The 18,997-nt window shown below is 55.1% G+C and carries 12 protein-coding genes; 3 read left to right on the forward strand and 9 right to left on the reverse strand.

What is annotated here, in order from left to right:
• Positions 1-8: 8 nt before the first annotated feature.
• The 3 genes from CKV99_RS13755 to CKV99_RS13765 form a co-directional block, all read right to left on the reverse strand.
• Complete coding sequence (locus CKV99_RS13755; protein ID WP_157728494.1) at positions 9-671, reverse strand: nucleotidyl transferase AbiEii/AbiGii toxin family protein; 663 nt, start codon at positions 669-671, stop codon at positions 9-11.
• Between the two features lie 2 nt (positions 672-673).
• Positions 674-991, reverse strand: a complete 318-nt coding sequence (locus CKV99_RS13760) for a hypothetical protein (protein ID WP_092258219.1) — start codon at positions 989-991, stop codon at positions 674-676.
• Positions 992-1,786: 795 nt separating this feature from the next.
• The gene (locus tag CKV99_RS13765; protein WP_092258378.1) at positions 1,787-2,083 is read right to left on the reverse strand and encodes an antibiotic biosynthesis monooxygenase family protein; all 297 of its coding nucleotides are present in this window, start codon (positions 2,081-2,083) and stop codon (positions 1,787-1,789) included.
• Positions 2,084-2,299: 216 nt separating this feature from the next.
• Here CKV99_RS13765 and CKV99_RS13770 point away from each other — a divergent pair, with 216 nt between their 5' ends.
• On the forward strand, positions 2,300-2,695 hold the full coding sequence (locus tag CKV99_RS13770; RefSeq protein ID WP_092258216.1) for a helix-turn-helix domain-containing protein: 396 nt from the start codon (positions 2,300-2,302) through the stop codon (positions 2,693-2,695).
• A gap of 16 nt (positions 2,696-2,711) precedes the next feature.
• Positions 2,712-3,725, forward strand: a complete 1,014-nt coding sequence (locus CKV99_RS13775) for a DUF3039 domain-containing protein (protein WP_092258213.1) — start codon at positions 2,712-2,714, stop codon at positions 3,723-3,725.
• A gap of 432 nt (positions 3,726-4,157) precedes the next feature.
• Here the strand turns inward: CKV99_RS13775 and CKV99_RS13780 are convergent, their stop codons facing one another.
• Positions 4,158-6,140 (reverse strand): N-acetylmuramoyl-L-alanine amidase, encoded by a 1,983-nt coding sequence (locus tag CKV99_RS13780; protein WP_092258210.1) that lies wholly within the window; start codon positions 6,138-6,140, stop codon positions 4,158-4,160.
• A gap of 201 nt (positions 6,141-6,341) precedes the next feature.
• On the opposite strand from CKV99_RS13780, the gene glf reads away from it, so the two are divergent.
• Positions 6,342-7,532, forward strand: a complete 1,191-nt coding sequence (gene glf / locus CKV99_RS13785) for a UDP-galactopyranose mutase (protein ID WP_092258207.1) — start codon at positions 6,342-6,344, stop codon at positions 7,530-7,532.
• A gap of 41 nt (positions 7,533-7,573) precedes the next feature.
• Here the strand turns inward: glf and CKV99_RS14905 are convergent, their stop codons facing one another.
• The 5 genes from CKV99_RS14905 to CKV99_RS13810 form a co-directional block, all read right to left on the reverse strand.
• The gene (locus tag CKV99_RS14905; RefSeq protein WP_231910105.1) at positions 7,574-7,807 is read right to left on the reverse strand and encodes a hypothetical protein; all 234 of its coding nucleotides are present in this window, start codon (positions 7,805-7,807) and stop codon (positions 7,574-7,576) included.
• Positions 7,808-8,219: 412 nt separating this feature from the next.
• Entirely contained in the window at positions 8,220-8,417 is a 198-nt protein-coding gene (locus tag CKV99_RS13795; protein ID WP_092258204.1) for a hypothetical protein, read from the reverse strand.
• Positions 8,418-8,590: 173 nt separating this feature from the next.
• Positions 8,591-12,406 (reverse strand): hypothetical protein, encoded by a 3,816-nt coding sequence (locus CKV99_RS13800; protein WP_143063426.1) that lies wholly within the window; start codon positions 12,404-12,406, stop codon positions 8,591-8,593.
• A gap of 689 nt (positions 12,407-13,095) precedes the next feature.
• Positions 13,096-18,045 carry a DEAD/DEAH box helicase gene (locus CKV99_RS13805; protein ID WP_092258198.1) on the reverse strand — a complete coding sequence of 1,650 codons (4,950 nt, stop codon included), beginning with the start codon at positions 18,043-18,045 and terminating at the stop codon, positions 13,096-13,098.
• A gap of 181 nt (positions 18,046-18,226) precedes the next feature.
• A complete protein-coding gene (locus CKV99_RS13810) occupies positions 18,227-18,967 on the reverse strand; it encodes a hypothetical protein (protein WP_092258195.1) in 741 nt (246 codons plus the stop codon).
• Between the last annotated feature and the right edge of the window lie 30 nt (positions 18,968-18,997).

The following is an 18,997-nucleotide window of genomic DNA, read 5'->3' on the forward strand; positions in this document are numbered from 1 at the left end:
ACAAAACTTTAGAGCTCACGCATGATATCGTCAGCAATTTTGACCATGCGGTCGGTAATAGTCTGCCACTGCTCCAGCGAGAGTCCATAGCGCATGACCTCACGGTAACCATGTCGGGATGCAGCTTTCAACGCGTCAGCGAAATAGCGGGGATCAAAACCTGGATCGTGTTCTTGGGCAAGAACGAAGAGGCCAGGAAGATCATAAAGACCGGAACGTAGAATGCTGTCGAAGTCAATCAGATCTCGGGCATACGCGCGCCCGAAGAGCGCGAGGGTTTTTGAGGCGACGACGTCGTCCTTGGACAGAACACCCCCGATAGGCAGTAAGACGCCGTCACTGTCGCTCCGCCAGTCAATACCGAGGTCTATTTCAACTTTCATGCCGGTTCCTTCATCGACTGCTTCCAGCCGGGCGAAACCTGGATTGCGTAAATTTTCTACTACGTTGTAACCCTCGTGGCGCAAGGACGAAACGACCGCATCTGTTGCGAGTTCAAATTTCTCAAGGTCATGTTGGTTGGTGAAGAGATCAATATCTTGGGTTGGGCGGCCGCTAAGTCCGTGTGCTTGTAAAGCTTTTCCGCCGGCCAAAAGGAAGTTGTCGGCAGCTGAGGCGTGAAGCGCTAGCTCAGCGACCCGTTGTTGAAACTCCTCTTCGGTCAAGGCCATCGTTAGGATCTCAGTTCCGGAAATTTTTCTTCCCATGACCTGGTAATAAGCCGATCGAAAGTGACCGGCCACAGCCGAACTAGCAGCTCCTTGTTCACCAGGCTCACAACATCATCTGGCCGTGCAGAACCCAAGATTTCTCGATAGACACCCCGCACATGTACCTCATCCGACAGATTGACCACTTCGTTTTCTTGGCGAGCCCAGATAATCGAATGCGGGATCTCCAATGTTCCTGTAGCAGGCCCTTTAAGATCGTCGAGGGAGTCCGGCACAAAAAATGGAGGCCGGAAAGTACGGGTCAAGATGCCATCGGACATATCTAAAGCCTTTCCATTCCTGTTCGAGGTGTGCACTGGCTTCCCGCCATCATACTAAGGTTATGCCCAGCGAGGGGCGAGGTAGTTCCGCAGTCACAATATCGTATACAGGGTTCCAAACACTGGAATTAAAACGTGCCAAACACTGGAACACGCTGGTAGAAAGTGTCCGCGAAGTATCTTCCACGTCTGTTAGACTCGGAGCTTTCCTTTCGCCTCGAAACAAAGAGTGCGGTGTTGATTGAGGGCCCTAGGTGGTGCAGAAAAAGGCCCAACACTTCTTTTGGAAGGTTCCGAGGCTTATCGGCCAGTGGCAGTTAGCGCCTCAACTATGCAATACCGTTACCAGGCGAAGCACATACAGCATGGGCTCAGGCAGGCCTCGAAGAGATCGTGTTTTATCGTGCACGAGGTTGATGGTCACAGGCTGTAACCCTTACATGCGAGAGAACAGCATTTTTCACGTCCGGGATTATGGTGACGCTAAAACGCTCTACAGTTCCTTCTATTGCGGTGGCGGCCTTGGGTTTTGGTCCGCGAGATTTGATTGAGGATCTCAACACGATGGGACTCATATTTGAGAATCTTGTCGTTCGTGATTTCCGGATTTATGCGGAAAGCCTAAGCGGTACTGTCTGCCTTTATCTCGATAAGTCCGGCCTGGAATGTGGCGCCGTCGTGCGCTCAGTTGGGCCGTACGCTTATCGACGCTTAGACGGCGAAAACGCCATCCCTATCACAGACCGGCCCCTAAACGAGGAGGGTCATGTTAGGCGCGTGAGCTACTTCTCAGAGCTATTTCTCTTCGTGTTGGATTACTTCGAAGCCGAAGAGTTCAACGGACATGCCTCGTTGTTCGTCACCCTCGTGGGCACGTTTATCGCGTTTGCTTACCCAGGCTTCGTAGTCTTGTTGGGAGTCCCATTTGGTGACAACGAAGTAGCGCTCTTCACCGAAGACGGGGCGCAGAAGTTCAAATTCCTGGAAGCCGGGGGACTTGTCGACGGCACGCTGACGGGCCGCGAAGCGTTGCTCGATTTCTTTTTCCATTCCGGCAGGGGCACTGAGAGCAGTAATGTTGATGAAGGTCATAGTCACCATCTTAGGGCAGCCTAAGCTACGATTTGCTTAAATTTTCCTACAGTGGCGCGCCTGTTACTCATCTCGGGCAGGGTGAGAATTCCCTCCTGTATGCGCTGTCGGTCTTGAGTTACTTCCACAGAACGAGTACAGTCAGATTTCTGTACACTTAAATCAGTTAAGTCATTTAAAACACTTATCTGATCCACTTTTACTCGAGGATTTTCCATGAATACCACCCTGAGTGCAGCACATCTTGGCGAAGCTGAACGCGGAGAACTGAGTAAACTGTCCCAGATTGCTGAGCTCCCCAAGGTCAAAGAGGTGCTCACTTTCCTCAGCAATGCTGCCGACGGCGATGTTCTTTACACTGTGCCAGCTAAGCCTCTTTCAACGACCGAGGCCGCAGACTTGCTTGGTGTTAGTCGCAGCTTTGTCAACAAGCTGATCCGCGAGGGGGACCTTGATTGTGCGATGGTGGGCAGTCATAAACGAATTCCACACAGCGCGATCACTCAATTCATGGCGGAACGTGAAACGGCTCGCAAGCTGTTTGCTGAGGCCCGAAGTAACCACAGCAAGAATGAGAACGCGGCCCTCAACGAACTCATGGATCTGATGTAATCTAGGTCAAGTGAGTATGAAACGCGCCCGCCCTACCCTAAGACTTTTGCGAGAGGATCTGGGTGAGACGCGTTTCACTTATCTTGCCGATCGCTGCGAAGAAGACCCTGCTCTGTTTTACGGGCTATCTGAACTCGATCACCCGATCCTCATCAAAGCCGCCGAGTGTTTTACCGGTGAACCGGGGCAAGATCGGCATGAAGGCACCATTAAGTCAGCGACCCAATACACACTTTTTGAAATTAAGTCCTCACAATGGCGAGGTGGAGTGTGGAAAGACGAATCTGGAACTGCTTGGGTCATTTCGGTGGGATTAGCCAAAGGCGGGCATAGGGATTACGACGATTTCTACAAACGCATCGAGCGTGACCACCAATCACCAGAAACTGCGGCAGTTATTCTTCCAAACGATACAGATCGGAAGCTTCTTCTAGCTGAGAAGGCGAATGCTGTCTATCTTGATTGGAAGCTGGACATTCAACGCTTGGTTCTTGCAGGACTTCTATCGGCTTTAGATGGGCACCCGTCGCCGCAAGCAGTGCGTTTACCGGATGGGGAATATCCCAAAGTTCCGTCTTATGAACGTGAAGTCCTTACTTTTAGAATCGAAGTGGATGAGACATCCCCTCTCGACGAAATCTCAATCCGCTTCAAACTACAACCTCGATGGTCCAGTTCGAAGTTAGGGTGGCAGCTGCAGGTTTTCGTGCTTAACGCGATCTATCCACCCCTTTATCGTTGGGATGCCCTGCCGAATTCGCTCTTTTACTGCTGTGAAGAAGAAGGCTTCTGGCGCAATCAGGCGAGAGAGCTTTCTGATTCCATCGACAAAAAAGAGGTTCGTCTGCTTGCCGAGGATCCACACGCACATTACCTGCATAAGGTAGACATTGAGGATTCCGCACAAACCGGCGAAGCGAAGCGCGCATTGTGTGGCACTTACGTGGTCAGTCATCGAGACACTGATGGTCTAGAACCATGCCCAGAGTGCGCCCAAGAGTATGCCCGCCTTAACAAAACAATTCCATAACGCTTTCAGTACAATATCACCGACAGGTCGATAAACACGGTGTTCGTTGTCAGGAAGAAATGCCCGATTTGTCAGCCGAAAAGAGCACCTGCGGCGGGGTGGGGAACTAACTCGCCACGAGTTGGCTCAATTTAGTACGACGGATTCACTATTGTAGAGAATTTCGTGGTTACGAGTAGGAATTGGAGTTTGGATATTAAGACGATGGTGGCGAAAAACCACCGGTGCTAGCACCAAGCAACACTGCCGGGTCTTGGTTAATCGGAGAGTTGTCGGATGGGGCAGCTGCGCGATTAGTCGGGGAGCCGCGTGCCGTAGCGCACTTTTCGGCCGACAAATGCTGCGTTGCCCAGAGACAACAGCGGATTTGTCGACCGAAAAGAGCGTCTCCCCTTCTGTGGCGGAATCCGGGGATTGGCCCGAGCCAACTTTCTAGTTCACGTTGATGTCGATGGTGTTCTTCTCGGCGCTGTACAGGATGGACCCACCCTGGAAGTCCACGCGCACATCTCCGTTGTTAGCTGCGTACTGGTCGCTGACCGGCAAGCCCAGTGGGCCTAAGTCGAGGCCCTGCTGGAGCCATGCGTCGGCGATCTTACCGATCAGCGCGTGGACTTCACCCTGCTCAGGGTTGAACACCCCAATGCCGTCGTTGTAGAAGGCGTATTTTGCGCCACCCGCACCAGTAGCTGTGCCGTTCGCGGTGCCCAGCAATGGTTCGAGGGAGGACCAAAGGCTGGACAACTCGTCTTTGCCGGCGACCTGCAAGACGGCACCAATGTATGGGGTGATCTTATCTAGGGTGAGCCCTGGCAACATTTCGATCCCTGCGATCGAAGTTGTTTCGCCCGCTAGCGCGTTGTTTGCCAGGGCGACAGTCAGGATGACCGCGGCGAGCGTGCCGACGGTTGCCGCAATCGCCTCGGACTCGCCATTGAGCAGGCCGCCGATGGAGCTGGTGCCATTATTCGCGGGGTTGGCGGTATTGGCGGTGTTGGCGTTGTGCACCGTGGTTGTGGTGCCGTCAGCGGTGCGAGTGGTCTGGGTAGTGGCATTATCATTGGACTCCTTGTCGCCAGAGGAACCGAGAGCTGCGGACAGCTCACCCAAGGTCATGTCAGACTCGTAGTCCTTATCTGCCAGTGGATCCTTTGATAGAGAGTCGAACTTTTTCTTCGCGATAGTGCGGATGGTGCCCATCTGGTTATACAGGTGGGTGCCGGGGCAATCGTTGTAGTGGAAGTCGCGGTGCGCGTTAATATTGGGGAACATTGCGCCCTGGCCGTTGGAGTACTTGGATCCGGGGAAGGAGCCGGACATGCCCAGCCACGAGCTGCCGGTGGGGTCCTGGCCTTCCTGGGCAAGGCGCCAGCCCGCCAGCTCGCCGAGCGCGTTGATGGTGTCTTGGGTGGGGTAGGCGTTCATGTAGTTGCCCAGCACCGACACACCCCAGGTATTGTGGTTGAATCCGCCGACGTGGGCCCCCATGACATCACGGTCAAGGCCACCATAGCGGCCTTCATAAATATTGCCGTACTTATCTACCAGCGCGTTGTAGCCCACGTCGCCCCAGCCCAGGGTTGCGCCGTGGTAGGCCTGGATACCTCGCACAATGCCCGGAGCCTGGGCTTCAGAGTAGTTATTCGAGCCTGCTGTGTGGTGCACCGTGACAGTTTTGACTGGCGAGACAATGGTGGGGTTGCGCTGCAAATCGGTGCGTGCGCCCCAGCCTGCGCGGGTGATTACCGTGGGCATTCCCTCGTAGCTTGCAGGGGCAATGTTTTGTGCTGTGCCGGTTCCACCATCAATCATCACGATGTCAAAGTCAGTGACGTGGTTTGCTAGCCCGGTTGATTCAGCAACATCAGCAACATCAACAACATCAGCAACGGGCTGAATATCGCCGTGGTTGGTGGGCAAAGAATTGGCTCCACCCGCTGTCATGTCCACGTTGGACATGTTGACCTGCACGCGCGTAGTGGGCTCAATAAAAATCAGCTCGGTGCCGTTTCTGCCTGCGCCTTCCACCTCATACATGTGGTCCAATTCGTACCATTCGGACCAAGAACCGTCTTCTCGTTCAGCGCGCACGAAAGCAGCGGTGTCGGTTTCGCCTTCCCAGGTCAGCGCGAACATGGAAAAAGGAGTGTCATTAGTGAACTCTTTGACGGTGCGCTGGGCCTCTGGGCTTTCGCCTTGGCTTGGCACGGCGGGATCCTCAACAACGACGGATGTGCCCTGCGCGAGCGGCTGCGTCTGGTTCATCACTTCGACATTGGCACCGCCAAGCGACTGTGTTTTCATCACATAGTTCCCGCCGAACGCTGCGGTGATCGCTAGCGCTGCGGTGACGAGAACGACCAATACTGGGTTGGACGTTGACGTGGACTGGGAAAGTCGGCGTCTTTGGATCACGGTAAAGCTCCTGAGAAAATTGTTGCTGGTGTTATTGCAATAGACCACCATGCATTCTAGGTGATAAATGTGACAATTGGTAGTGTTGTGGCAAGTGTTGCAAGAGTTTTTGTTCCGGGTTCGCTCCACCAGCCATTCCCTTCACCCATTGGAACCGTGTCAGCTCGGTGAAACCGGCCCCGGTTCGCTAGCCTTTAAGGCATGACTTATGACCTCATTGTTGTTGGATCTGGTTTCTTTGGGCTCACAGTGGCGGAGCAGGCTGCAAGCGAGTTGGGCAAGCGTGTGCTTGTCGTCGAAAAGCGAAACCATTTGGGCGGAAACGCATACTCCGAGGCCGAGCCTGAAACAGGCATTGAGGTGCACAAGTACGGTGCGCACCTGTTCCACACGTCGAACGATCGCGTGTGGGAATATGTGAACCGCTTCACCTCGTTTACGGACTATCAGCACCGCGTGTTTGCGATGCACGATGGTTCGGCCTACCCATTTCCGATGGGCTTGGGCCTGATCAGCCAGTTCTTTGGCAAGTACTATTCGCCGGATGAGGCGCGCCAGCTGATTAAGGACCAGACAGAGGGGATGGACCCAGCCGACGCTGAGAACTTGGAGGAGCGTGGCATCGCGCTGATTGGCAAGCCTTTGTATGAGGCTTTTGTGAAGCACTACACCGCCAAGCAGTGGCAGACTGATCCGACGGAGTTGCCGGCCTCAATCATTTCGCGCCTTCCGGTGCGTTATACCTTTAATAACCGTTATTTCAACGACAAGTATGAGGGCCTGCCTGTTGACGGCTACACGAAGTGGCTGGAGAACATGGTGGCGTCGGATCTGATTGATGTGCAGCTGAACGCGGACTGGTTTGAGGTACGCGACCAGCTGCGGGCAGACTCGCCGGATGCGCCAGTGGTCTACACTGGCGCGCTGGACCGCTACTTTGATTATGCCGAGGGCCATCTTGGGTGGCGCACCCTGGACTTTGAGATGGAGGTGCTGCGCGACACCGGTGATTTCCAGGGCACCTCGGTGATGAATTACAACGATGCTGATGTGCCGTACACCCGCATCCACGAGTTCCGTCACTTCCATCCGGAGCGTGATTACCCAAACGACAAGACGGTGATTGTGAAGGAGTATTCCCGCTTTGCCGAGGGCGATGATGAGGTGTACTACCCAATCAATACCCCGGAAGACCGGGAAAAGCTTGTCGCTTATCGACGATTGGCTGCTACCGAATCCGCCCAGAACAAGGTACTGTTCGGCGGGCGGCTGGGCACCTACCAGTATTTGGATATGCACATGGCGATCGGTGCGGCGTTGAGCTTGTTTGATAATCACCTGCGACCGTACTTTGAAGACGGCGAGCCGATTAACCAGGAGCGCGGGCACTAGGGCGGTGGTGCTTAGGGGTGATGCTTGGGCTGTTGTTTGGCTCAGGCTTGGGGAGGTGGGGTGTCCCGAAAAACTGGGTCATCTGACGGAAGATGGAGCCACAGCATGCGGTGATGGTTAATTTCCGCTCGCCAACCACCTTCCACGAAAACGATGTATCCACTTCGCGTGTAGATCTGCACAACCTGATCCGTTTGCTGAATAAACGCTTGAGCAGCGTGTTCTGCGGGCCTGGCCTGTGGGTGCAGGGGCGTGACCACGATTGGCTTCCACATGCCTCACGTCAGGTGGGGTCAGTGACATTGATGGGCACAATATGGTGCTGCGGATCGGCAGTAAAGCTACTGCGTCTGGGTTTGTGGGGCGGATGCGCTACGTGTTCGAGGGTGATTCGGCCACTGTGTTCACAGCGCTGCCGCGGAGGTTGCGGCACTGCGCGATGAGCGCTACCAGTGACTGATCCAAAAGGGCATTGATAACTAATCTGACACCGTTCCGCGCGATCTGGCCATCACCACACCCCCTCAAAATTCACGCTCTTAACAGGTGATCTTGACAAATGAAACTTCGTCTCCTTCAAAGATCAATCGGGTGAAAATAACTGATGCGGCTCAATCGCAGGGCATAGGCTGCGTTTCAAGCTCGATTTAATCGGGAGGGAATGCTTTTCGTTGAAGTAAGAAGAGTCTAATTAGTTGAGTCCCGACGCACATCGTGGGAATCCTTCTTGAACTTTCGGAACTGCCAGTAGCCCAGAAGAATGACTATCGCGCCCACTAGGATTGTCGCTGGCCAAGGGTTGGCTACACCGACGAGTACAAGGACGGTGAAGGTGGCGGCGGCACCGAGGAGCCCGGTTAGCCCTATAGCAAAGAGCGGGTTCATGAGGGTAGTCTTTTCTCGATGGCTAGGCGGCGTGCAAGCGTGTCTCCTTTTCTCGCAAATTCTACTCGATCCGCACCGTTCCTATGTCCAAGGGTGAGGCTATGCTCGAAGCGAATCAGCGAAGGAGGTGGGTCGGTGATCCCTACCTGGCAGAGTGAAACGATTTATGCCGCTCAGTGAAGTCCGCGCCGGAAGCGTTCTGCGCCTTCATCATGCCGTCGTGCTTCGTTTTCGTACGAGATAGCGATTTTCCTAAACAAACTAGCCACTCGAGGAGCAATGTCGGCGAATGCACTGGCTTTGGCTCGATAGTCCGCAGCAAGCGTGAGCTCCTGATCGCCGCCGTCTTCCAAGCCGCGACTAGTAGCTCCACGACTATTAAGGATATAGAGGTACAAGCCGGATTCAATGTGATCAAGCTGCACTTCTTCAATGAGATTTCGGACGACGTTTCCCGGCCAGGTGCCGTCGGCGTCTGGTGGGGTGTGGCCGAGAACCTGACCGATCTGCCGCAGGCCGACCTCGGTCCGGCCTCGTTCGTCCAGGAGCTCTCTAGCGTGATCAAGCCAAGCTCGAAGTACCTCGGCATTCATGACGCCATCAACGAGGCCGGGTGGTGTGTCCCATGTATTGAGCAGGTGGTACGCATTGCTTACTAGGGAAGCGTCAGGTTGTTCTTCGTCACTAGACTGCTCGGTACTTTCTTCGTCTTCCCCGCTCGTCCGGGCACGGTAAACAGTGCACACGAGCTCGACGAATTTTTCAGGGTCATCAGCTAAACTTTCGGATAGCGCTGGGACTCTCGCATCATAACCGAGGGCTGGCAGGTATGACCATTGGAGTCGAGCAAGATAGCCAGGCTCAAGGTGCTCGCGCATAGCTTCGAGGTAGGCGAAGAGCTGTTGGAAGTCATAGGACGATAGATCACGGGCAGCAGCCGATTGAGCTTGATCTGCCAGGAACCCGTCCAGTGCTCGCACAATGAGTTCCGCTAGCCAGGGGTGCGAACCGGCCTCGTCGTGGGTGTACATGCTCATGAGATGCACAACGTCGGCGTGGCGGCCAACCCGGATCAAGTGATCAGCAATCTCGTCGACCTTGTCAATGTTTTGCCCCAAACCGATTGTCTGGAATGTCATCCAGTACCTGGCCTCAAGGTCCGGGTCCGCAGCAGCCAAAGCCCACGCCTCCGGCAGGTTGTCGCGAGCGACAAGCAGGAGTCGAGCACGTTGATCAACCGTGAGGTCGTCCCGTTTGAGGAAGTCTGTGATGAGCTCGAAACCATCTAAGGCGTAACGGGCTGAGAAGTACGACATCGCGGTGCTGGCGAGATCCTGGTCGTCAGATGCTAGCCAACTAAGTAATTCGTCGTCATGTGACGAGCCGACGTCGGCCAGAGCAAAACCAACAGACCTATGCACCGTCCCGTCTTGTGCAAGTCTCGTGATGGCATCGAATCCCCCCTCGGCTTCGATCTCTTTTATGGCTTCGATGCGTTGACGTTCGAGTTCGCGCTTAAAGGTTTCGTAGTCCTCTCGCCGGTTAGCACGGCCATACGGGTTCCCTGATTGAAAGAGTCCGACCAGTCGGACATACGCTGACCTTGGCTGGTAGCGCGCTGCTAACGCCTCGAGCTTGCCGAGCTCCTCGTCGGGAAGCACCCACGAAGCATCCGGAAATTCGCGATGCTGGTCAATAATAGCCACAAGTGCTCGCCACACCGTGTCTCGAAAGTCAGCCGCAAGCTGCGGTTGATCGGCCATCGAATCGAGAGCATCCACCACTCGCGCCCGGTCTGCTGGTGGCAACTCTGCCGTGTGAGAAAGGATCGTTGACCAGCGCTGCGCATCCTCACTAGCATCTTCAATGCAACGCTCTACCGCTGCGGTCGTCATCTTCCAGAATTCGCCGTATGTCACAGATAGTTTGTCTGGCTTCCAAGTTCGGAACGCGGGTGTGTTAATCGGGAAATGTGTCTCGTGCCGCTTAGGAAGCATGCTGCACTCCAACTTCCAGGCGACGCCAGGGTGTCTTCGGCGCAACTCGTCGAGGACAAAAAGTCGACGATCAGAATCGACAGAGCTATCTGGATGCCAGGGGCGGAATATCGCAGCCAAAGAGGCCGCAGGACGGTTGGCAATCCGACCACCCGGATCGATCTCGTCAAGCTGTGCCAGGAGGTAGACCGCACGCGCGAAATGATCAGAGGACCAGGACACGCACTCGAGCGCCCACAGCAGGTTGCTGTGAGGAGTTCCGCCCGAGAAGATTCCCGATTTGTCGGCGTTGTCCTGGAACATAGTGGCCAATAGGGGAGCATCGCCCGCTGTTGCTGCGCTGACCGCATCGAGGAAGTTGTCCGGCCCAGCCTCAGCGAGGAGGGGCAAGATGTCAGCTAGTGATTGCCACGCTTCTCCGGTGTCATCTATCGACGCCCATTCGAGTAGCTTCCGAACCATATAGTTTGCGAAGTCTGCCCCTGATGCTCCACCCGAACAGACGACATTTTCGCCGTATATTCCCAAGAGGGCAAGCGACTGAGCGAGGCCACGGCGGAGGTTTCCGGAGTAGCGACGGGTTTTGCCATCAATCGATGCTCTCCACCGCTGGTCCCGCGGTAGCTCGAGGGCCGGATCGTGCTCTTTGAGCACCATCTCAACGATGTTCTCGAACCGCTTTAGATCCTCGTGAGTCAGCTTCCGCACCAACAGCATCCAAGCATCCACCGGTGAGACAAGATGCCAAGTTTCGCCTGTGCGGATTACCAGAGGGTCGGTAGGATTGCCGGCTCCTTCTGTGATCGCCTCTCTAAACGACTCGTAGTCGGTTCCTGTGAGCTCCTCAAGGATCGAACGATCCTCTTCTGTATTGTCTCTCCAGGAGCCAGCCAACAGGATTGATCGGACGTTTCGGGACGGACTATCAGCCCAGTTCGGTCGATGTAGGACGGGCTTTACCGCCAAGCATCGCCGCATGGCGGTCAAGCTTCGCCGTGCGAGCCTACCGAGTTTGTCGGCCCTATCTTTATCTGTGACTCCGGCGCTAGTCAGCGCGACTGCTGCCTCAGCAGAATCCAACGCTGGAAGTGTGATGTCGGCACCTTCGTTAGAGAAAACCGGCACACAGAAGTTATGCACAGTACCGGTGGGGATCTCGTTTGCCAACTCGGACCTGCGAGGGACCAAGACGAGCGGTTGGGACGAGGTTGTCAACTGCCTCCATGTAGATATGTCGTCGACGAATGCGAGCCGTGCGAGCATCTGGCTGCTGCCCTGGTTATCCAGGCTGACGGCGATAGCAGCGATGAAGGCGCACACTTCTTCCGGCGATGCGCCAGCAATCGTAGTAACGGAACCGGAAGAACCAAGCTGGGTTTCAAGTTTTTTCGCAATGTCAGTTCGACCGGCGAGCACAACTTCCGGTATTAATTTTGGATTCGTTTGCGCTGCCCAATTTCGCCACCAAGTCAGACCGGTGCGAAGCCCGTATGGAGAAAGCCCCAGTTCTTCCGACAGCCACGCCCATGTAATTGGGGCGGACTCAAGCCAGGTCTCGATATCATCAAGCCCGTAAGCCTTGACGTCTTTCCAGACCTGATCGTTTCGCTTATTTGTAGCCCACTTTTCCCTTGCCGTCCAAGGGCGCAGGATCACTTCGATATAGGTGCATTCAGCGGTCGGTGTGCCGTCTGGAGTGTCTATTCGCTTAGAATAGTCCTCATCGGCTTTCCTGTTGGGGTTGGAATTAACCGACAGCTCCCATACCGACAAACCACCTGGAACCCAAGTCGTCGCTTCGGTTGCCCGAACAACACCGTCCCAATCCCCGGCCGCCACTCCATCGCCTGCGGGCATACCTAGCTGGACTAACCCCGGTGTCGTTTCGAGGATGAGACGACGAACCAGACGCGGGAGTTCAGACTCTGAATGACGAGAATCGGCCCAGTTCTTCAGCCTACTTCGGTCAATATAGCCTGCTCTAGTCCTCACGGGATATGCCTCCGGTCGCGCAAATTACTCCTCATTAACTACGGTCGTCCAGATCTAGCTCATGAGAATCTTACGAAAAAACGATTCCCTTTACATGAACGCGCAGTCCCCAATTAAACGAAATTAGGAGGGTAATTACGGCAGAGCACCATATGGTTGAACTGGACCACCACGTTTCACATAGTTATAATCTTACAGCGCTCAGTCACGCTCTGAGCCACCGGATGAAGATTTGGATATTGCTGTGCATAATTATTGGGCCGGAAAATTAGATATCTATGGCGTGCTAACTCGACACCCTGAGACACAGACTGTTGGGAGAATTGACGCCCGGCGGATGCGAATTGTCGACACTTCGTTTCTGTAGTCCCGTGGGTGAGGAATCTGGAGTGACGCGAAAATTAACGGCGCGACGCTTGACCAGCTGATGAACGCCATTCGGGACTAAGACTTGACTGGGGAAGAGATAGGACTTCCCAGGCCTGCGCCAGTTCGCCTACAAAACTAGGACCGGCCTTGGACTTCCGCCGAGGTGGATAGCGGTACCGGTCGTGACGTGACTTTCGTACGTCGCTTCTAGCTTGCAGGCAACCAGTTAGCTGCGCAGCCAGTGACCTTCCGTTAGCTTTGCTCATGCAGTCGCCCCGGGTAAGCGTTCACGCGGTACACCGCATGTTCCTTCGGGGGTTTTACTTTGCTCGCAACCCCTCCACGATCCGCACGGTCTCCACGGCCACACGCGTGACCTTCCCGATCAGGTCCACAATGTATCGCGGGTGGCCCACTCCGTCGGCCCAGTCGTTTGGGTCGTTGACAATCCCGGAGGCTTCGTCCTTCTTAACTTGGTAGCGGTCAATGATCCACGCGAGCGCCGACCGCGATCCCAGCATGTACTCATCGGCTTCTTCAGGAATGCCCGCAATAGTCACCTGCTTGTTGTAGATCATCTTCGTCACGTCGTTGACGTTCTTGCCGGTCTCGGGGTCTTTCTTCTTCGCCCATTTTAGCTTCGTCACCCGCCACGTTTCTCGGTCCTCAGAATCACCTTTGACCTGTACATCCAGTGGCCACGGCTCCACTTCCTCGTAGCCGACGTGCAGGCCCGTAAGTTCACACCCAGCGGTAGCGAACTTGTCGAACTCCTCGCGCGTTCCCGGCGTCTCAATATGCGGAAGCATTTTCTTCAGGTCCGCTGCATACGTTTCCCGGTACGCCGGGTCGTGCAGTTTGCCGTACACATAGTAGAAAATGTCATCCTTCGTCACGTCTCTGCCTAGGGCAGCACGGTAGATCTCCAGGATTTCGTCGGTGATGTTATCGACTCGCCGATACCCGCCAAGAACCTCCCCCTCTTTACCTTTCTCGCTTGTCGACGCTCCGTTCCCCGCCCCCAAATCCAGCATTCCCTCGGGCGTTTCCAGCGCCTCCCACGTCCACCGTGGGAAGAACTGGCCGGTGTAGGTGAAGAATGACAAATCAGGCAATAGATCGGTTGCTAGGGTGGCAAACGATGCCGCTTTGCGAGGTGCCATGACAACAAACCCAATATTGTCGTGTTTCGGGGTTGGATAAACAGCCTTCGTCAAGCCAGGCGTTTCGATCAGGTCGGGATGGAGAGCTGTATTTGTCTTTGAAAATGGCCGGTACAGTGTGACATGAATTCCTACCTCCAGGGGGGTGATGTGGCGTTGGTTGGATGCCACAGTCCTTAGACCTCGGGTCCACTTAATTTTTTTAGAATCCGCGAGAGACGGGGTTTGGGCAAGGAAAGCCATGACTTCTTTTTCATTTCTGGGTGAAAGCGATGTCTTTTCGATTGCTTCAACAGCCAGATTAAAAGTAGAGATTAGAAGGGCGATTGATTCGCTCACTGTTTGTGTGTCGAAATTGTGGACCCAGGCGTCTCTACCTGTACCTATACCATTAGTGTACAAACCAAAATACTTTGTTTTCGAAGTCTTTTTCTTTTCGCCGAGTATGGGCCACGTCTCGAAGTGTTCTGAGCGTTGGTTGAGCCAGTCACCGTGCTTATTAGGCTTAATAATGCACCAGGGTAAGGATTCCAACGATGCCGAATCAATGATCGCTAGCTTTTCTTCGGTTCTCAGATAATCGCCTATATCGTGATAGGAAATCTGGCACCCGTCAGAAGCCGGATCGCTCCTCTTCACCGCGATGAGGATCGCGATAGTTGCACGTGAACCAGCACCGAAAACTTTCCCACCTTCTTTACGTGATTGCTCACCCGCCGTGCGTTGGTTATCTCGTAGGTTGAAGACATAGAGGTGGGAGAACTCGTCGGCAAGCGAGAGGCGAATACCATCGCCAGTATTAGCGTCGATCCACCCGCCATTTGAAACGAAAGCAACAACACCGCGATCCCCGATTCGGTCGGTAGCCCAGCGGAAGGCGCGCAGGTAAGAATCATAGAGAGAGTTCTTTAGGGTCGCGGTCGACCGTGCCGCGTAAGTTTCGGAAATACGCTGGTCCAAGGTTGGATATTTTAGGTTGGCGTTGTTGTCGTTGGCACTTGTTTGTCCAGATGAATAAGGCGGGTTGCCAACAATCACGTGGATCGGGGCGTTCTTCTGGCGCTCAATGCGTTCGTTGTTATCCCGGAAAATCTCAAAATCCGGGGCGTCGTCCTCTTCATGAATCTGGAAGGTATCGGCCAGTGCTATACCGTCAAAGGGGACATACTCGGGCTCTGGCAGATCATCACGTTTGGCAGCATCAGCGATCAGCGCGTTGTACGTCGTCTCGATGTTCACCGCCGCCACGTAATACGCCAGCAGCATAATCTCGGTGGCGTGCAGCTCGCTGGCGTACTTGCGGGCCAGGTCTTCTGGTTTGATTAGGCCGGACTGCAGGAGCCGGACATTGAAGGTGCCGGTGCCGGTGAAGGGGTCGAGGATGTGGACGCCTTCGTCGCTAAGCTCCCTATCAAAGTGCTTGACCAGTGCATCATTGGCGGCGCGGAGAATAAAATCCACAATCTCCACCGGGGTGTAAACAATGCCCAACGCCTCGGATTGTTTCTTAAAGGCCTTCTGGAAGAAACGCTCATACAGCTCGCGGATCACCTGCTGCTTACCGGAGGCACTCGTGACCTCAGATGCGCGCACGCGCACAGACTCGTAAAACTTATCCAAAGAATCGGTTTCCGAATCCAAGTCTGTATCGTGCAGCGCATCGATCATCCGCTGCATCACCTGCGAGACCGGGTTGTGGGCAGCAAAATCATGCTCCGCAAACAAGGCGTTGAACACCGGGGCAGTAATCAAGTGCTGGGAGAGCATACTGATCGCCTCGGCCTCGGTGATCGAATCATTGAGATTGCCACGCAGGCCGTCGACGAAAGCGGTGAACTCCTCGCGCAAAGCAGGATCGGCGCCCTCCAGCAGACTCTCGATGCGTGTGACCTGCGCGTCATGGATTTTCGCAACATCGTCGGCCCAGTCCTCCCAATAGGTACGGGTGCCGACTTTGTCCACCAGCTTGGTATAGATCGCCTCCTGCCACTGCTCCAGAGAGAACAGAGCGATCGTTTTAGCCTGCGAGTCATCACCGTCGGTTCCAGAGTCATCATCCTCGCCAGCGACAGGATCGGTGAGGTGCGTATGCTCGATCTGCAGGTCGCCATCGCCCGGCTTCGTCTCATTGAGCGCCAGGGAGTTGACCTTGGCGTTGAAACGATCATCATGAGCGCGCAGCGCATTAAGGATCTGCCACACCACCTTGAAACGCTGATTATCGTTGAGCACCTCGGAAGGCGACGCGCCGGGCGGCACCGCAACAGGCAGAATAATGTAGCCGTAATCCTTACCCTCGGCCTTGCGCATGACGCGGCCCACGGACTGCACCACATCCACCATCGAGTTGCGGGGGTTGAAGAACACGACAGCATCAAGCGCTGGCACGTCCACACCCTCCGACAAGCAGCGCGCATTGGTCAGAATCCGCGACTCATTGTCTGGAATATCCGACTCCAACCACGTCAACTTTGTGTTGCGCTCCAGGGCGTTCATGCTGCCATCAACATGCTGGGCCTGCACCTCAAGGTCCAGGTTGAGATCCTGCACATCATTGAGCGCCGCTTTCTCCTGCAGCACCTCACGATGAGAATTGACCAGCAGCGGGAAAGACTCGGTGATCGCCTTAGAGGTCTTAATATCCCTGGCGAAAGCTACGGTGCGTTTCATCGGTTCAGCATCATGCTCAAACCCATTCCGGGTGCCCTGCGCCTTACCAGAGCGTTTGGCTAGCGCATTCCACACACCAATCATCGCCGAACCTGTGCTTAACGTGATTTCCGAACCACCCGCAGAGTTAAATTTCACCAACGCATCAGCAGCAACCGTCTCATCAACAGTCATCACCAACACCTTGTAATCGGTGAGAAGGCCCTTCTCCACTGCCTCACCGAACCCGAGACGATGAAATTCTGGGCCATACACAGCCTCGTCATCCATGGAATAGATCTCTGCGGAGAGTTCGGTGGCTTTGTCTTTCACGGTGTCGTCGAAAAGCCTCGGCGTAGCGGTCATATACAGGCGCTTATTCGCCCTGATATAAGAGTTGTCGTGGATGCGCGAGAAGTTCGACGGATCCTCACCGGCCAGTGTCGCGCCGGTAGTGCGGTGGGCCTCATCGCAAATAACCAGGTCAAAATCGTCTAGGCCGTGCTGTTGTGCATCGTGAATCGCACCCAGCGACTGGTAGGTAGAAAACACCACCGTCAACCCCGCCGCCCGCTTACGTGTGGACAGGCGCTGCGCAATATCCGCCCCGTCAGTCGAGACCGGTACCTCCAGATCATACGAAGCAATATCCTCCGCCTTACGCCCCACCTTCGTATCCGAACACACCGCATAACAACGCAGGTCAAGTCGGGCTTGTGCGGTCCACTCTTTCAGCGTTTGCGACAGAAGGCTTATCGACGGCACCAAAAACAGCACCCGCGCCTTCCCGTGAGTCTGCTGCGCAAAACGCTCCGCCAAACGCAGCGCCGTGAAGGTTTTGCCCGTGCCACAGGCCATGATCAATTTGCCGCGATCATGGGTCTCGAAGCCTTTGAGCGTCTTTTCGATCGCAGTTTCCTGGTGTGGGCGAGGCTCATAGGTCTCGCGGAGGGTCAGATTCACCGAAATCTCGTTGCCCGGGTAGGCAATATCCCAGTTAATGGGGGACTCCGCTATGTTGCCGATGCCAATACGGTTGGTGGTGATCAGCTGGTTCTCCAACATGGACTCTGCATTGGAGGACCACTTATCAGTAGTGGAAATAATCAGACGGTTAGCGAACTGCTCCGTGCCGTTCTCTGTGCGGAAAGAACGCCCCGATGCCTCGAAGAAAGAATCCAGCTGGCCTTTCTGAAGATAGGTAGTGGGCTGGTAAAACTTACACTGCACGGCAGTCCAGGCACCGTCATCGGCACGTTTGGCCACCAGATCAATACCCGTGTCCGCCTTGCCACCGCTATAAGGCCAATCCGCCCAGCGATAAACCTCAGAATATTCACTGGCCAGCGTCGGATCCGTTTTGAAATAGTTGACCATCAACTTTTCAAAAGCCAACCCCTGTTCCGCTTTTGAAGGGAGGGCGCGCAGCTGCTGGATCGCGTCAGTGAAGGTAGCCATAAGGACCATTATGCCCGGGTGGGTGAGCAATGGGGCTCAGGCGGCTTCGTGTAGTCCGCGCTTTGGAGCTTCGGCACCAGCAAATCTTTAGGCACGAGGTTGACTACCTGGGCTGGGGTGTTCGGCGGTAAGAGGTCGTGCGCTGGCACGGCTGGAACTTCTACGGGGCCAACTGAACTCATCATTGGGTCGGTGCCTGTCTGGGTGACGCAGGAGGAGCAGTCGCGCCGGGTTCTGCGGGAATGGATAGCCGTTCGACGCGCATCCCGGGCTGAACATCGTGAGTTCTGGCGGGCGCATCGCCGTAAGTCATGGATGCTGCGACCCAGCCGGGGCCAAGCGTAACCGTGGCCATTGCGCTAGTTTTGTCGTCAGACCAGCCGAACTTCGTTCCCTGAGCGGTATCTAAAGTGGCGGTCCCGTAGTTTTGGGTCGTGCCATCGGCGGCTACCCAGGCGGCATCCTTCATGCCCTGAATCACGGGTGGCGCCGAGGGATCATGACGGATCAAAGACACGAACCGGGCCGCATCATAGGCTCTGGTGGTGACATTCCCCCAGAACCCATTCCGGCCTGTGCCCAGCAAGCCGTAATCGCGGGCGATTTCATCAATGGCATGAGGGTAAGCCCGGTCTAGTTCGGCGACAATCCGCTCATCCGAGACCCTAATCAAGTGGTCAACCTGTGCCTTGTGGTGTTCAGCACCATGTCGGCTGACCCACAAACCCAGGTGCAATTTGGACAACAACAGTGCCGGACGTACCTGATGAGCCTGCGAAGTCCCACCATTTCCCATGGGGTAGCACACCACCAGGGAGGTCCGTGGAGTGGTATTTGGCCGAATATACACGATATTTGCGTGTGCTGCGGGAGCGGCCAGTGCTGGTAGCACCAGCGTTAAGGCGTGCGCAACAGTGATCATGAATACAGTTGCGCACCGGACAAACGCCCC

This window comes from Corynebacterium cystitidis (assembly GCF_900187295.1).
GTDB lineage: Bacteria > Actinomycetota > Actinomycetes > Mycobacteriales > Mycobacteriaceae > Corynebacterium > Corynebacterium cystitidis.

Excerpts from the sequence above, each read along its gene's own strand:
- CKV99_RS13760 (WP_092258219.1), bottom strand. The coding sequence starts at position 991 with ATGTCCGATGGCATCTTGACCCGTACTTTCCGGCCTCCATTTTTTGTG.
- CKV99_RS13765 (WP_092258378.1), bottom strand. The coding sequence starts at position 2,083 with ATGACCTTCATCAACATTACTGCTCTCAGTGCCCCTGCCGGAATGGAA.
- CKV99_RS13810 (WP_092258195.1), bottom strand. The coding sequence starts at position 18,967 with ATGATCACTGTTGCGCACGCCTTAACGCTGGTGCTACCAGCACTGGCC.
- glf (WP_092258207.1), top strand. The coding sequence starts at position 6,342 with ATGACTTATGACCTCATTGTTGTTGGATCTGGTTTCTTTGGGCTCACA.
- CKV99_RS13770 (WP_092258216.1), top strand. The coding sequence starts at position 2,300 with ATGAATACCACCCTGAGTGCAGCACATCTTGGCGAAGCTGAACGCGGA.
- CKV99_RS13805 (WP_092258198.1), bottom strand. The coding sequence starts at position 18,045 with ATGGCTACCTTCACTGACGCGATCCAGCAGCTGCGCGCCCTCCCTTCA.
- CKV99_RS13755 (WP_157728494.1), bottom strand. The coding sequence starts at position 671 with ATGGCCTTGACCGAAGAGGAGTTTCAACAACGGGTCGCTGAGCTAGCG.
- CKV99_RS13795 (WP_092258204.1), bottom strand. The coding sequence starts at position 8,417 with ATGAACCCGCTCTTTGCTATAGGGCTAACCGGGCTCCTCGGTGCCGCC.
- CKV99_RS14905 (WP_231910105.1), bottom strand. The coding sequence starts at position 7,807 with ATGTGGAAGCCAATCGTGGTCACGCCCCTGCACCCACAGGCCAGGCCC.
- CKV99_RS13775 (WP_092258213.1), top strand. The coding sequence starts at position 2,712 with ATGAAACGCGCCCGCCCTACCCTAAGACTTTTGCGAGAGGATCTGGGT.